13 protein-coding genes are annotated in these 14,167 nt (G+C 58.4%); 4 read left to right on the plus strand and 9 right to left on the minus strand.

The features are described from left to right. Nucleotides 1-11: 11 nt before the first annotated feature. From AC2FJZ_RS08670 to trpS, 4 genes are all read right to left on the minus strand, one after another. Nucleotides 12-605: a 2-hydroxychromene-2-carboxylate isomerase gene (locus AC2FJZ_RS08670; protein WP_496777039.1), complete on the minus strand. Its 594-nt coding sequence runs from the start codon at nt 603-605 to the stop codon at nt 12-14. Between the two features lie 9 nt (nt 606-614). Then, the gene (locus AC2FJZ_RS08675; RefSeq protein WP_050604094.1) at nt 615-1,070 is read right to left on the minus strand and encodes a universal stress protein; all 456 of its coding nucleotides are present in this window, start codon (nt 1,068-1,070) and stop codon (nt 615-617) included. 77 nt (nt 1,071-1,147) lie between these two features. Next, on the minus strand, nt 1,148-2,011 hold the full coding sequence (locus tag AC2FJZ_RS08680; protein WP_496777041.1) for a branched-chain amino acid aminotransferase: 864 nt from the start codon (nt 2,009-2,011) through the stop codon (nt 1,148-1,150). Between the two features lie 59 nt (nt 2,012-2,070). Further along, nucleotides 2,071-3,099: a tryptophan--tRNA ligase gene (gene trpS / locus AC2FJZ_RS08685; RefSeq protein WP_496777042.1), complete on the minus strand. Its 1,029-nt coding sequence runs from the start codon at nt 3,097-3,099 to the stop codon at nt 2,071-2,073. A gap of 87 nt (nt 3,100-3,186) precedes the next feature. Here trpS and AC2FJZ_RS08690 point away from each other — a divergent pair, with 87 nt between their 5' ends. After that, entirely contained in the window at nt 3,187-3,873 is a 687-nt protein-coding gene (locus AC2FJZ_RS08690) for a rhomboid family intramembrane serine protease (RefSeq protein ID WP_050604097.1), read from the plus strand. Here AC2FJZ_RS08690 and murJ read toward each other — a convergent pair whose 3' ends face one another. Genes murJ through AC2FJZ_RS08705 form a run of 3 tightly spaced genes read right to left on the minus strand, consistent with a single transcriptional unit; the run spans nt 3,874 to nt 9,363 of the window. Continuing rightward, nucleotides 3,874-5,415, minus strand: a complete 1,542-nt coding sequence (gene murJ, locus AC2FJZ_RS08695; protein WP_496668624.1) for a murein biosynthesis integral membrane protein MurJ — start codon at nt 5,413-5,415, stop codon at nt 3,874-3,876. Beyond that, nucleotides 5,412-8,231 (minus strand): [protein-PII] uridylyltransferase, encoded by a 2,820-nt coding sequence (locus AC2FJZ_RS08700; RefSeq protein WP_496777043.1) that lies wholly within the window; start codon nt 8,229-8,231, stop codon nt 5,412-5,414. Before AC2FJZ_RS08700 ends, murJ begins: the two co-directional genes overlap by 4 nt. Next, nucleotides 8,191-9,363 carry a penicillin-binding protein activator gene (locus tag AC2FJZ_RS08705; protein WP_050604100.1) on the minus strand — a complete coding sequence of 391 codons (1,173 nt, stop codon included), beginning with the start codon at nt 9,361-9,363 and terminating at the stop codon, nt 8,191-8,193. The genes AC2FJZ_RS08700 and AC2FJZ_RS08705 overlap by 41 nt, the downstream gene beginning before the upstream one ends. 88 nt (nt 9,364-9,451) lie before the next feature. On the opposite strand from AC2FJZ_RS08705, the gene rsmI reads away from it, so the two are divergent. The 3 genes from rsmI to gshB all read left to right on the plus strand — a co-directional run bounded on the left by rsmI (nt 9,452) and on the right by gshB (nt 11,676). After that, nucleotides 9,452-10,306, plus strand: a complete 855-nt coding sequence (gene rsmI, locus AC2FJZ_RS08710; RefSeq protein ID WP_496777045.1) for a 16S rRNA (cytidine(1402)-2'-O)-methyltransferase — start codon at nt 9,452-9,454, stop codon at nt 10,304-10,306. Nucleotides 10,307-10,310: 4 nt separating this feature from the next. Beyond that, the gene (locus tag AC2FJZ_RS08715; protein ID WP_496668628.1) at nt 10,311-10,682 is read left to right on the plus strand and encodes a YraN family protein; all 372 of its coding nucleotides are present in this window, start codon (nt 10,311-10,313) and stop codon (nt 10,680-10,682) included. Nucleotides 10,683-10,743: 61 nt separating this feature from the next. Beyond that, on the plus strand, nt 10,744-11,676 hold the full coding sequence (gene gshB, locus AC2FJZ_RS08720) for a glutathione synthase (protein WP_496668629.1): 933 nt from the start codon (nt 10,744-10,746) through the stop codon (nt 11,674-11,676). Here the strand turns inward: gshB and AC2FJZ_RS08725 are convergent. Both AC2FJZ_RS08725 and AC2FJZ_RS08730 read right to left on the minus strand, forming a co-directional pair. Then, nucleotides 11,673-13,187 (minus strand): YifB family Mg chelatase-like AAA ATPase, encoded by a 1,515-nt coding sequence (locus AC2FJZ_RS08725; RefSeq protein WP_496668630.1) that lies wholly within the window; start codon nt 13,185-13,187, stop codon nt 11,673-11,675. The genes gshB and AC2FJZ_RS08725 overlap by 4 nt on opposite strands. 47 nt (nt 13,188-13,234) lie before the next feature. Beyond that, nucleotides 13,235-14,119, minus strand: coding sequence for a glutathione S-transferase (locus AC2FJZ_RS08730; RefSeq protein WP_496777047.1), 885 nt, complete (start codon nt 14,117-14,119; stop codon nt 13,235-13,237). Nucleotides 14,120-14,167: the final 48 nt, after the last annotated feature.

The following is a 14,167-nucleotide window of genomic DNA, read 5'->3' on the forward strand; positions in this document are numbered from 1 at the left end:
TTGGAACTATTCTAAATTGTAGCCGCGTGATCCAGGGCTGCGTCCAGCCGATCATCACCCCAATACAATTCATCTCCGGCTAAAAAACTGGGTGCTCCGAACAGATCAAGCTCTTTGGCGCGCGCCGATTGCGCAAACAGGGCTGCCTTGATGTCCGCGTCTTGTGTGCGGTTCAGTATGTTAAGCGGCAGACCAGCCGTTTCCAGGCACCTCTTCGACACATCCTGTTCCGAGATATCCTGGCCTTGCCCAAACTCTGCCCGATAGACAGCCCGCACAAATGCGGCCCTTTCGGAGTGCTGTTCGATGGCCAGTGTCAGGCGCGCCGCTGTCAGGGAGTTTTGTGGAAATGGGTCGGGTCGCACAAAGGGCAGCCCCCGCGCCGCGCAAAGGCGTTCCATGTCACGCCACATGTAACGGCCTTTGGCTGGATAGATGTTGAACGGTGAGTTGCGCCATCCCTGATCCGCAAAAACCGGCCCAAGCAAGAAAGGATGCCATTCGACGGAAACACCCTTTTCCTGCGCGGCATCTTCGATCCGCATCGCACTGAGATAGGAATAGGTCGAGGCGAATTCGAACCAGAACTGTATCGTCTTCGCCATCCTCGGTCCTCAGGTAATTTCTTCCAGCTTCTCTTTGCTCAGATCGCCGGGCACGATCGTGATCGGGATTGGCAGGCTGCCCGAGTTCTTCGTTAACTGAGTCACCAGTGGGCCGGGGCCCTTCTTGTCGGTACCCGCCCCAAGCACAAGCACGCCGATCTCGGGGTCTGACTGCACATGTTCTATGATTTGCGACACCGGATCACCTTCGCGAATGGCCAGCTCAGGTTCGATGTTTTGTTTGTCGCGCATCCATTTTGCAAAAACCTCGAAATGGGCATGGATACGCTCGCGTGCTTCTTCACGCATGGTTTCAGCCACACCAATCCAGTGGTTGAACTCATCTGGCGGGATCACCGACAGGATCGTCACTCCGCCACCTGTGTGTGCGGCGCGCATCGCGGCAAATCGCATCGCATTCAGACATTCGCGGCTGTCATCCAGAATAACTAGAAACTTACGCATGGGTGTCCTCTTCAAGTTTCAGGGATCATGCCCCAGAGGTTGCGCGCTGGCAACTCGGATACGTCCAAAGCGACAGGCTAGCGTTCGCTTGCAGCCCAGTCCCAATAAAGTGTGCGGGCACGGCGGGCAATAGGGCCAACCTGAAATTGCGTATCGTCCAGAGCGGTGACAGGCGTGACCTTGTTCATGTTGCCGGACATGAACACTTCGTCGGCCTCGTGAAAATCCTCAAAGCTCAGAACCGTCTCGTGAATCGTCACACCATCCTCGCGCAGATTCTTGATATGCCGCGCCCGCGTGATCCCCGCCAGGAAAGTGCCGTTCGGAGCAGGCGTAAACACTTCGCCGTCCCTGACCATGAAGATGTTGGCTGTTGCGGTCTCGGCTACATTTCCCATCGCATCAGCGACCAGAGCGTTCGAGAACCCTTTTGATCGCGCCTCTTGCAGCATGCGTGCGTTGTTGGGGTACAGGCAACCGGCCTTGGCATTTACGACCGAACTTTCCAGCACAGGACGGCGGAATCGTGTCGTTGTCAGTGTGACCGAGGCGGTTTCCGGCGCCATCGGTATCTCTTCCAGACAAATGGCAAAACCCGTGCTGTTTTCCTGCGGAACGATCGCGGTTTGGTCCCCGTCGATCCCCCAATACATCGGGCGGATGTAGACGGCTGTGTCCGGGCTGTAGGCCTGCAATCCTTCGTGCACCAGTTCAACCATCTGTTCCGTCGTCAAGGTCGGGGTCAGCATCAAGGCTTCGGCGGACCGGTTCACCCGTGCGCAATGCGCGTGCAAGTCTGGCGCAAGGCCGTCGAAATAACGTGCGCCGTCAAAGACGGACGACCCCAGCCAGGCACCATGATCAGCTGCGCGCATGATGGGCGCGTTGCCCTCATGCCATTGCCCCTCAAAATAGGTCCGGATGTTCTTGCCGGTTGCCATGACGCCCTCCTCTTATTCAGGCAAACCCTAGGAGGGCGTCAGGCGAAGGTCCAGCCCAATCAGCGCGTTGCTGATCCAACCATACCCACGATTTCGTAGGTCTTTTGCAGGACCGGGGCTGCGATCTCGCGCGCGCGTTCGGCCCCACGGGCCAGAATCCGGTCAATCTCGGCCTGATCTGCCATCAAACGAGACATCTCGGTCGAAATCGGAGCCAGTTTCGCCACTGCCAGATCGGCCAGCATCGGTTTGAAGTCACCAAACTGCTTGCCGCCTACCTCTGACAGAACCTGTTCGACGCTCTGATCGTTCAGGGCTGCGTAGATATTGACCAGATTGCGCGCCTCGGGTCGGTCCTGCAACTCTTCGGTATCCGACGGCAACGCATCGGGGTCGGTTTTGGCTTTGCGGATTTTCTTGGCAATCGTGTCTGCGTCGTCGGTCAGGTTGATGCGACTCATGTCTGACGGGTCGGATTTCGACATCTTCTTTGACCCGTCCCGCAAGCTCATGACGCGGGTTGCCGCACCTTCGATCACCGGCTCGGTCACGGGGAAGAAATCGACGCCAAAATCGTTGTTGAATTTGATCGCAATGTCGCGCGTCAACTCAAGGTGCTGTTTCTGATCCTCACCGACCGGCACGTGTGTCGCGTGATAGATCAGAATGTCAGCTGCCATCAGGGACGGATAGGCAAAAAGTCCCAGAGACGCGTTCTGCTGGTTCTTGCCCGCCTTGTCCTTCCACTGGGTCATCCGTTGCATCCACCCCATCCGGGCGACGCAATTGAAGATCCACGCCAATTGCGCATGTTCGGGTACTTGGCTTTGGTTGAACAGGATCGATTGTTCGGGGTCGATGCCCGCCGCGATGAAACCTGCGCACAACTCACGTGTATTGTGGGACAGCGCTGCGGGATCCTGCCATGTAGTGATCGCATGCAGATCGACCATGCAATAGATGGTTTCGAACTCTGCACCCTGCATATCCACAAAGCGCTTCATCGCGCCCAGATAGTTGCCCAGGGTCAGCCCACCAGAAGGCTGGATGCCGGAAAACACGCGCGGCGTGAACTGGGTCTCGGTCATCGAAGGGAACTCCCGTCTGGAAAAATCAGCCCCCGTCGCTTACCCATGAGGCACAGGGACGTCAACAGCCGCGAAAGGCCCCGCCCAATGAGCAGTGAGCATTATACACCCGCCGTGAACCCTTTGCCGCCTGCAGTTGTGGCGCTGGTTCTGTTCATCATCGGAATTGAACTTGCTTTCACCTTGGGATCGCGCGGTTTGGTCGGAGGGCCTGACGCGGTGGGCTGGCGGTTGGATGCGATACAGCATTATGCGTTCTCAGCAGATATTTTCGACTGGATGGTGTTGAACGGGCGCTGGCCGTTTGAGCATGTGATCCGATTTGTGACCTATCCTTTTGTGTCGGCCAATTTCACGCAGGCTGTTTTTGTCTGCGTTTTCGTTTTGGCTATGGGCAAGATGGTCGGAGAGGTGTTTGGTGGTTTCCCCATGCTGCTGATCTTTGTCGTCTCGGGTATCGGGGGCGCATTGGCCTATGCCGTTCTTCTGGACCCGCGCTATCCGTTGATCGGAGGATTTCCTCCGGTTTACGGGCTGATCGGGGCGTTCACGTGGTTGTTGTGGCGCAAACTGTCGTTGGTTGGCGCAAATCAGGCACGGGCTTTTCAGCTCATTGCCGTACTGATGGGCATTCAATTCCTGTTTGGTCTGATATTTGGAGGCAATTGGGAATGGGTTGCCGACCTGGGCGGGTTTGCCACCGGTTTCGGCGTATCTTTCCTTGTCGCACCCGGTGCCTGGGACCGCATCGTCGGGCGCATTCGTCGCGACTGATCAGGATCGGCGCAGCGCGCGTTTGAACTCGGACAGTTTGAATGCGCCCAAGAGATGGCCAAGACAGAAGTAAGAAGCTGCCGCGACGCAAATCAGGACAAGAAGCGCCAGATATCGCCAACCGGGAACACCCAGCGTCCACCCAAATGCCTGAAGCGCCGCGTACAAGACCACGCCCATGCCGATCGAGGCCAGCACGATCCGGCCTGCGCGCTGTTTGAACCGATCATCGAACCGCGCTTCTTCCCCCATGCTTCGCGCCCCCAAGGCCAACAGCACGACCATGGCCCAACCCGCTGTAGATGCGGCAATAGCTGGTGCGATCCAGCCCACTACAGGGAAGAGGCCAAAAGCCAAAGCCGCATTCACGATCATTGCTACGATGGCGTAGTGAAACGGAGCGCGCGTATTCTCGCGCGCGAAATACAGGGGTTGCAGCAGTTTTTGCAGCGTGAAGGCAGGTAGCCCAACGCCATAAATCGCAACGGCTAACGCTGTGGCCGTGGTATCTTCGGCGCTGAACTGCCCCCGTTGGAACAGGACCGAGACCAGCGGGTTGGGGATGACCAGAAACGCCACGGTCGAAGGCAGGGTTAACAGCAGCATGAATTCCCCAGCGCGGGAAAATGCGTTGCGGGCACCATCCTTGTCCTCAGCACGCAGGCGGCGCGAGAGATCGGGCAATAAAACAATGCCAATGGCGATCCCGACCACACCCAGCGGCAGTTGATACAGCCGATCTGCGGCAAACAGCCAGCTCACGGCTTTTTCGGTTTTCGACGCAACCAACTGTCCGACCACCAGATTGACCTGTGTGACCCCCATGGCCAGAGCGGCGGGGACTGCGATGCGGACCATCCGGCGCATCTCGGGCGTCAGATGGGGCAGGCCGGGTCGGATGCGAATGCCGGCGCGCTCGGTCGCCACCCAGACCAGCGCCAACTGTGCGATACCGGCAACCGGGATGACCGAGATCAGCCATCGGATTACTTCGCCGCCGGACAGGGCTCCCGCAATTAGGGCGGTGCAGGCAAAAATGTTCAGCAAAACCGGCGCGGCTGCCGCTGCCGCGAACCGACCGGTTGCGTTCAGAACACCGGAAAAGAGGGCGGCCAGAGACATGAACAGGATGTAAGGGAAGACAACATACCCATAATCCACCGCCAGATCGAACCGCTCATCTCCGTAGAACCCTTCTGCCGTCAGCCATACTAATCCGGGCATGAAAACCAGCGCCAGCCCGACCAGTGCTAGAACAGCAAGCGCCAACAGGTTGAACGCATCCTGCGCAAAGCCCTGCGGATTTTCGTCCGCTTCCAACCGCTTTGAGAACATGGGCACAAAGGCCGCGTTAAAGGCACCTTCGGCAAAAAAGCGGCGGAACATGTTCGGCAGGCGGAATGCTGCAACAAACGCATCCATAATCGGCCCGGGGCCGATAAGCGCGGTCAGCAGAATTTCACGCAGGAATCCCAGAATGCGGCTGGCCAGTGTCCAGAAGCCAACCGTGAAAAAGCCCGAAATCAACCGGATTTGCTTCATGAGGCCGCACGCTCGGCGCCTTCGGTGATCGCCGTGCGCAGTTTCGCCTCAAGCCCGCGCTGCTTGCTTTCCGAGTGGTATTTCAATCCGAACATATCCTTGACGTAAAAGGCGTCCACCACCTGTTCGCCATAGGTCGCGATCACGGCATTGGCGATGTAGACATTCGCAGCCGCCAGTGTTCGGGTCAGGTCATATAGCAGACCGGGTCGGTCGCGCGTGTCGACCTCGATGATCGTGTAGATTTCGGACCCTTCATTATCAAAGATGATGTGGGTTGGCACGTTGAAGGCGCGTTCGCGCTTCTTGATCTTGTCGCGTGATTTCAAGGCTTCCTTGGCAACCACTTCCCCACGCAACGTCTTGTGGATCATCTGCGTCAGGCGGGGCAGGCGCGCAGCTTCGAAGGGGCGCCCGTCGGCATCCTGAATCCAGAACGCATCCGTGACATAGCCGTCTTTAGTGGTGTAGCTGCGGGCATCCACAACGTTCGCGCCGACAAGGGCCAGGGCCCCGGCGATGCGGGCAAAAATCCCGGGATGGTCGCCCATTGCAAAGCAAGCGCGCGTCGCGTCACGATCCTCGTCAGGTTCAAGCCTGATCTCCATTGCGCCCGGATCGCCGCTTTGTTCCAGTGCGCGCAGCATCTCGGCAAACTCGACATGCGTCGCCAGATTGAGACCTTGCCAATAAGGATCATAGTGACGCACTGTTTCAGCTTTGAGATCGGTTTTGGACCATCCCGCCAACTCCGTACGCAAGGCTTTCTTTGCCTCAGCCCCGCGATTGGCGCGGTTGAGGTCTTCCATCCCGGTTTCCAGCGCCCGCTTGGTTTCTGCGTGCAAGGCGCGCAGCAACGTGGCTTTCCAATTGTTCCAGGTGTTGGGGCCTACACCGCGAATGTCGCAGACCGTGAGAACGGTCAACAGGTCCAGCCGTTTGACCGTTTGAACAGCCTTGGCAAAATCGCGAACGGTGCGCGGATCCGAGATGTCGCGCTTTTGCGCCATGTCCGACATCAGCAGGTGATACCGCACGAGCCATTCAACCGTTTCTGATTCTGATTTGCTCAGCCCCAATCGCGGGGCCACCTTGCGCGCAACCTGCGCGCCCAGAATCGAGTGATCCTCGGGGCGGCCTTTGGCTATGTCGTGCAGCAGCAGCGCGACGTAAAGCACCTTTCGGTTGACACCGCGTTCAAGGATCGAAGAGGCAAGCGGCAGGGATTCCACCAGTTCTCCGCGTTCGATCTGGGCCAGATTGACGATACACTGGATGGTATGCTCGTCCACTGTATAGCTGTGATACATGTTGAACTGCATCATTGCTACGATGTGCTCGAACTCGGGCAGGAAGGCCGAGAGGACACCCAGTTCGTTCATTCTACGTAACGCACGTTCCGGGTTGCCGTGTTTCAGCATCAGATCCAGAAAAATGCGCTTGGCTTCCTTGTCGTTGCGCATTTCATCGTCGATCAGATGCAGGTTGGCGCTGACAAGCCGCATCGCGTCGGGATGGATTAACATTCCGGTGCGCAGCCCTTCTTCGAACAGTCGCAGAAGGTTTACCTTGTCCAACAGGAACGTCTGAGGGTCGGCCACATCCAGCCGACCATGCACCACCTTATATCCTGCCTTGACCCTTGGGCCTCTTCGGAAAATCCGCTCGAGCAAAGGAGCGCCTTTCATGTGCAACGCTTCGAGCTTGGTCAGGAAAATCCGCGTCAGTTCGCCCACACGGGTGGCCTCGCGGAAATAGCGCTGCATGAACACCTCGACCGCACGTCGCCCGGCGCGGTCTTCATAGCCCATGCGCGCTGCAACCTCGACCTGCATGTCAAAAGTCAACTGCTCGGTGGCGCGGCCCGTCACCAGATGCAGATGAGACCGGACGGCCCAGAGGAACTCTTCGGCCTGAACAAAAGTCTCGAACTCTTCGGGTGTGAACAAACCTAAAGGAACCAATTCGGCCACATCCTGAACGCCGTATATGTATTTTGCGATCCAATAGAGGGATTGAAGGTCGCGCAGGCCGCCCTTGCCCTCTTTCACATTGGGCTCGACCATGTAACGTTCACCTTGCTTAAGGTGCCGCTCGTCCCGTTCCTTCAGCTTCGCTTCAATAAATTCGCGTTCGGTTCCTTTGAACAACTCATTTTTCAGACGTTGATCCAACTCATCCGCCAGCGCCTTGTCGCCTGCAAGGTAGCGTTGTTCCAACATGGCTGTGCGGATCGTGAAATCCTCTGCGCCCAGCCGCAGGCAGTCTTTGATCGTGCGCGAAGAATGCCCGACTTTCAGCCTCAGGTCCCACAAAATGTAGAGCATCGATTCGATGACGCTTTCAGCCCAGGCGGTGATTTTGTAGGGGGTCAGGAATAGCAGATCGACATCCGACGATGGCGCCATTTCTCCGCGCCCGTATCCGCCAACCGCTAGAACCGCGATCTTTTCGCCTTGGGTAGGCGTCGCCAACGGGTGCAGGCGTGTGCTGGATACTTGCATTGCCGTTCCAACAAGTTGATCCGCCAAATAGGTGTAAGACCGCGTCAGCGCGCGGGCCTCGAAAGGCTGTTTGCCAAAGGCTTCGGCAATAGCTGCGCGCCCGGCCTTTTGTGCATCGCGCAGGACCCGCACTGTTTCGGCACGCATTTTGCTGTTGTCCGGACATGACTCAAACGCCAGTGCCAGGGCGTCATTGACGCTGGCACTGTCGAAGATGTCCTTGGCGGGGCAGATGAACAGGCTTTCGGATGCGGGGCTGGCACCCGGCTGATCAGAAGCCGGCGCCAGAGAAGCTTTGTGGGGCAGGGTCAATCACAACTACCTGTTTGTTCTGGATCGTGGCGACCGCCAGACCGCGTTCATTGGTGCCGTTCGGACGCAGGCGGAAGATGCCGCCAACGCCTTGGAAACCGGCGTTCTGTGTCAAGGCCGCAGCTGTCAGAGCGTCGGATTTGCCCTGGCTGACCAGAGCGCCGATGGCCGCTATACCGTCATAGGCCAGCCCGCTGATCGGATGGGGCGCTTCGCCATATGTCGCGTTATAGCGTTGGCGGTAAGCTTGTGCCTTCGACGGATCGGGCAGGGCAAACCATCCGCCCTGGACACCCGGCAGTTCCAACGTCTGAGGGGGAATATCCCAGCGCGTCAGGCCGATGAATTGCGTCGTTGCCTGAGACACTCCGGCCTCGGGCAACAATTGCGAGAACAATGGCAGTGCGCCCGCCGTTGTGGCCGTCAGGAAAACCGAATCGGCTCCGGTCGAATCAATTGTGGCTTTGATTGCGGGCACCGAGTTGATAACGCCCTGCTGCGAGCGGTCGTATCCCACAGTTCCGGCATTGTTGACCGGGCTGCTTGCGAGCGCGTTGGCGATGGCAGCTTGGCCCTGCTGACCGGCGGCGTCGTTGCTGTGAACGATCACGGTGTTGGCTTTGCCCTGCCTGCCCGCAAAGCTCACCAGCCTGTTGGCCGTATTGTCAAAGGTCGGACCCAGGACAAAGACGTTGCCTCCAGCGATGCTGGTGTTGTTCGAAAACGAAAGAACATTGACGTTGTTACTCAACACCGCCAATCCGGCAGCATTTGCGGCCTGAGCGTATACCGGGCCGATAATTATCTTGGCACCATCCGCGACAGCTTGCTGGGCGACAGCTGTCGCCGTATTCGGGTTTCCGGCTGTGTCGTAAACACGCAGGTCAATGGTCACATTGGGCAGATCAGACATCGCCAGACGCGCTGCATTTTCCAGGCTTTGCGCCAATGCAGCATCACCTGATTGGCCAGACCCGCTGGGAACCAGCAACGCCACCGGAACCGGAGCAGAGGTATTGATCGAAGGTCCACCCCCAAAGCCGCCCGGCTCACAAGCGGCCAGAAATGCGGCGGTTGTCAGGGCAGCGGCGACTTTCGCCAGCTTGCTAACGGGCTTGCAAACGGTAAACATCTAAATGAAAACTCCCTGGTCCGGCGGCGATGAATGCTTCTGTTCTGTCGAGCCGCGATAATAAACGTCACGCTGTGAGGGTCCAGCTTTGAATTTCCAAAAGATCAGATTGGCTGCGGGCCTCTATTTTGTTGCCACTCCGATTGGAACTGCGCGCGACATTACGCTCAGGGCATTGGACGTTCTGGCCTCAGCCGATGTGATCGCGGCAGAGGACACCCGAAGCCTGCGCCGGTTGATGGAGATCCACGGCGTCCCGCTAGAGGGGCGTCGAATTCAAGCCTATCATGACCACAGCGGCGCAGGCGCGCGCGGCAAAATCATGGAGGCGCTGGCGCAGGGGCAATCAGTTGCCTATGCCTCCGAGGCGGGAATGCCGCTTATTGCTGATCCGGGCTATGATCTGGGCAAGCAGGCGGCTGAAGCCGGGCATATCGTAACGTGCGCCCCAGGCGCGTCGGCCGCTGTGACAGCGTTGACTCTGGCGGGTCTTCCGACGGATGCGTTCTTTTTTGCGGGGTTTCTGCCAAATGCATCGGGTGCACGCCGCTCCCGGATTGAAGCGCTGAAGGAAATTCCGGGCACGTTGGTGTTCTACGAATCTCCGAAACGTGTGTCATCCAGCTTGTCGGATCTGGCCTTGGTTCTGGGGGCAGACCGCCAGGCGGCGCTGTGTCGCGAACTGACCAAGAAATTCGAAGAGATCCGCCGTGGAACCCTGGCCGAATTGGCCGAGGAGTATCAAGACAAGACGGTCAAGGGTGAAATCGTTCTGCTGGTGGATCGCGGCCATTCGCAAAGCGTTAACGAATCTGACGTAGAAGACGCTTTGAAGCGAGCGCTGGAAAACCACTCGGTTCGGGATGCGGCAGATCTTGTTTCAAAAATGTATGACCTGCCGCGCCGACCGATTTACCAGAAAGCTCTGAAACTGGGAAAATGATGACATGGGTCGGCGGACAAATCAGGGCTCTGTTTCCTATCATGCCGGGCAAGCGGCAGAGCTGCGGGTCGCCGAGGACTATGAGCGCCGTGGCTTGACCATTCTGCATCGCCGCTGGCGCGGTGCGGGCGGTGAAATCGATCTGATCGCGCGCAACGGCGATGGGCTTGTGTTCATCGAGGTCAAGAAAAGCAGCAGTTTCGACAAGGCGGCTGCCCGGATCAGCCGCAAACAGATTGACCGAATCTGTACCTCAGCCGCGCAGTTTCTCGAGAACGAACCAAACGGGCAACTGACCGATGTGCGCTTTGATGCAGCGCTTGTAGATGGTTCAGGCGCTGTTCAAATCATCGAAAACGCCTTCGGTCACGCCTAAGCCCCATTGAACCCAGGGACCTGCTGGGCCATGTATCTGGCGTGAAACTGAGGGACACGTCATGAAAATCGCCTTTCAAATGGACCCGATCGGGGCCGTGGACGTCAACGCCGACAGCTCATTCCGTCTGGCGGAAGAGGCGCAGGCGCGCGGGCATTCTTTGTTTTTCTACGGGCCGGATCAGTTGGCCTATCAAGAAGGTCGCATCACGGCGCGTGGCCATGACATGACCGTGCAGCGGATCGCGGGTGATCCGGCTGTGCTGGGGCCGGAACGCGAGGTTGATTTGGCCGATTTTGATGTGGTTTGGCTGCGTCAGGACCCTCCGTTTGACATGCACTACATCACGTCGACGCATTTGCTGGATCGCATCAACGGTCAGACGCTGGTGGTCAACGACCCTTTTTGGGTGCGCAACTATCCGGAAAAGCTGCTGGTCCTGGATTTCCCTGACCTAACTCCGCCGACAACGATTGCGCGCGACCTGCAGACGATCAAAGCGTTTAAGGAAGAACATGGGGATATCATCCTCAAGCCGCTCTATGGCAATGGCGGCGCAGGGGTGTTCCGGCTGGATGCCAAGGATCGCAATCTGACGTCCCTGCACGAACTGTTTACGGGGTTCTCGCGTGAACCCCTGATTGTGCAGAAGTTCCTGCCGGATGTCAGTAATGGCGACAAGCGGGTGATCCTTGTCGATGGTGAGCCGGTTGGTGCGATCAACCGGGTTCCTGCGGCGGGGGAAACGCGGTCCAACATGCATGTGGGCGGGCGTCCGGAAAAGATCGGCTTGTCCGAGCGTGATCTTGAGATTTGCGCCGCTATCGGACCCCTGCTGAAAGAAAAAGGTCAGATCTTTGTCGGGATCGACGTCATTGGCGACTATCTGACCGAGATCAACGTGACCTCGCCCACTGGCATTCAGGAACTTGAACGCTTCGATGGTGTCAACATTGCCGAAAAAATCTGGCAGGCCATCGAAGCCAAGATCTAAGCCATGACACGGGCGCTGATGCGAAAGCTCAGCGCCTCGGCCACATGCGGTCTGTGGATGTTTGCGGAACCGTCCAGATCAGCGATGGTGCGCGCCACCCTCAGGATCCGGTGGAACGCGCGGGCGGACAGGCCAAACCGATCCGCCGCTTTTAGCAACAGCTCTTTGCCTTCCGCATCGGGTGTTGCGATCTCCTCCAGAACCTTACCTTCTGCATCCGCGTTTTGGCGCAGATGTGGGGTTTCTCGAAATCGGTTTGCCTGAATGGCGCGGGCATTATCGACCCGTTCGGCGACCGTGGCAGAGCTGTCGCCGGATGGCGGTAAGTCAAGATCGGTGAACGCCACCGGCGGCACTTCGATCCTCAGGTCGAACCTGTCCATCAATGGCCCTGAGATGCGGTTCAGATAGTCCTCGCCACAGCCCGGTGCGCGCGAGCAGGCCCGAGAGGGGTCCGTCAGATAGCCGCATTTGCAGGGGTTGGCCGCAGCCACCAGCATAAAGCGGCAGGGATATTTCACATGGGCATTTGCACGCGCCACCATGACTTCACCGGTTTCGATGGGCTGGCGCAGGGTTTCCAGAACAGTGCGTGGAAACTCAGGAAACTCATCCATGAACAGCACCCCGTTATGAGCCAGTGAAATCTCCCCAGGTTTCGCCCCTTTGCCGCCTCCGACAATTGCGGCCATCGAGGCCGTATGGTGAGGCTCGCGAAACGGGCGCGTGCGATTGATGCCGCCTTCGTCCAGCAAACCGCACAACGACTGAATCATCGAGGTTTCTAATGCTTCGACTGCGGTTAAGGGCGGCAGGATACCTGGCAGTCGCGCCGCCAGCATGGATTTGCCTGATCCCGGCGTGCCGATCATGATCAGGTGGTGACGTCCTGCTGCGGCAATTTCCAGGGCGCGTTTGGCACGTTCCTGCCCTTTTACATCGCGCAGATCTTTTGCGCTGCGCGTCAGATTCACCTCGCCGGGCTGCGCGGCAGGCAGGGGTGATTGGCCCGAGAAATGGCGGACAACATCGCCCAGAGATCCCGCGCCGATCACCTGGGTCGCGTCAACCCAGGCCGCTTCGGCGCTGGAAGCTTTGGGGCATAGCAATATGCGATCATCGGCCGCCGCCGTCATCGCCGCGGGCAGAGCGCCGACCACCGGGACCAGCGAGCCGTCGAGTGAAAGCTCTCCCAGCGCTACGGTGCTTTCCGCGGCATCGGCAGGAATGATCTCGAGCGCTGATAACAGCGCGACCGCGATGGGCAGGTCGAAATGGCTGCCTTCTTTGGGCAGGTCAGCGGGGGACAGGTTGATGGTTATCCGCTTTGAGGGCAAGGCGATTGCCATCGCGGTCAACGCGCTGCGCACCCGGTCGCGGGCTTCGGATACGGCCTTGTCCGGCAGGCCCACGATGGAAAATGCCGGCAGTCCGGGAGACACGGCGCATTGCACTTCAACCGGGCGGGCATCGACCCCTTGGAAAGCGACAGTGTGGGCGCGGGCGACCATGGCAGTCCTGTTCTTGGTTAACAGGACGTTGATGTCATGGTTGTGGTTTAAGAGTCGTTAACGGATGCGCGCAAGGCAGTGAATTTGGGCCACGCGCCGGGGTCAGCTACTGTTTTGTCGCGACAGAACGGATTGCAAAACCCCCAGCACAGGCCGTCCAATTCCAGAAAGTCGGCGACCGGTTTGCCGGAGTACGGGCAAATCTTGTTGAGAGAGGGGCCGCCTGACACCGCTATGGCATTTGAAACTCCTCCGACCGGCCAGGGCATGGATGGCAGGTCCTGCGGATAGGGAAACGGCTCATATCGAATGGTCAGACCCATTGCACGCCATTGTCTGACGGTCGGGTCTGACAGCAAGTCCAAACAATAGGCTCGGTTTGCTTCGGACACTGGCAGCCCATAGCCGATGATCCGTGCGGCAATTGGAGTGTAGAACGCGTCTGCCAGAGTGTATGCGCCAAACAACGGACCTTCTTTCGCGCCAGAGATGCGTCTCGCGTGCGCCCAGAGCGTCTCAATCCGATCAAGATCGGCTAAAGTCTGGGATGACGGGGCAAATCCTTGCCACACATGCTGTAACTGCATCGGGCATTGGCCACGCAGGGCGCTGAAACCGGCGACCATTTCAGTGCAGAGCCAGCGCGCGGTTGCTCGTGCAGCAGGATCTGCAGGCCACAGCCCTGCTTCCGGGTGACGCTCTGCCAGCGTTTCGGCCATGGCCAGGCTTTCGCCTACGACCGTCCCCTCGGGCAGGCGTAAGGCGGGAACCAGACGGGCCGGGGCAAGCGGTTCCATGTCTTGTTTCATGCTGCCGGAGTAAAGGCCGATCATGTGGCTGCGATAGGGCTGGTTGAATTTCTCAAGCATCAACCAGCCGCGCATGGACCAACTGGAAAAGAGGCGGTCGCCGATATACAAGTCATAAGTCATGCCGAAACAATGCCGCGGGTTTGCGGCTCGGTAAAACAGTGATTTGTG

Source organism: Ruegeria sp. CDSA079, assembly GCF_059612245.1.

What these genes read in the sequence shown, in the direction of transcription:
- AC2FJZ_RS08670 (WP_496777039.1), bottom strand. Translation starts at nt 605, where the DNA reads ATGGCGAAGACGATACAGTTCTGGTTCGAATTCGCCTCGACCTATTCC.
- AC2FJZ_RS08675 (WP_050604094.1), bottom strand. Translation starts at nt 1,070, where the DNA reads ATGCGTAAGTTTCTAGTTATTCTGGATGACAGCCGCGAATGTCTGAAT.
- AC2FJZ_RS08680 (WP_496777041.1), bottom strand. Translation starts at nt 2,011, where the DNA reads ATGGCAACCGGCAAGAACATCCGGACCTATTTTGAGGGGCAATGGCAT.
- trpS (WP_496777042.1), bottom strand. Translation starts at nt 3,099, where the DNA reads ATGACCGAGACCCAGTTCACGCCGCGCGTGTTTTCCGGCATCCAGCCT.
- AC2FJZ_RS08690 (WP_050604097.1), top strand. Translation starts at nt 3,187, where the DNA reads ATGAGCAGTGAGCATTATACACCCGCCGTGAACCCTTTGCCGCCTGCA.
- murJ (WP_496668624.1), bottom strand. Translation starts at nt 5,415, where the DNA reads ATGAAGCAAATCCGGTTGATTTCGGGCTTTTTCACGGTTGGCTTCTGG.
- AC2FJZ_RS08705 (WP_050604100.1), bottom strand. Translation starts at nt 9,363, where the DNA reads ATGTTTACCGTTTGCAAGCCCGTTAGCAAGCTGGCGAAAGTCGCCGCT.
- AC2FJZ_RS08715 (WP_496668628.1), top strand. Translation starts at nt 10,311, where the DNA reads ATGGGTCGGCGGACAAATCAGGGCTCTGTTTCCTATCATGCCGGGCAA.
- gshB (WP_496668629.1), top strand. Translation starts at nt 10,744, where the DNA reads ATGAAAATCGCCTTTCAAATGGACCCGATCGGGGCCGTGGACGTCAAC.
- AC2FJZ_RS08725 (WP_496668630.1), bottom strand. Translation starts at nt 13,187, where the DNA reads ATGGTCGCCCGCGCCCACACTGTCGCTTTCCAAGGGGTCGATGCCCGC.
- AC2FJZ_RS08730 (WP_496777047.1), bottom strand. Translation starts at nt 14,119, where the DNA reads ATGACTTATGACTTGTATATCGGCGACCGCCTCTTTTCCAGTTGGTCC.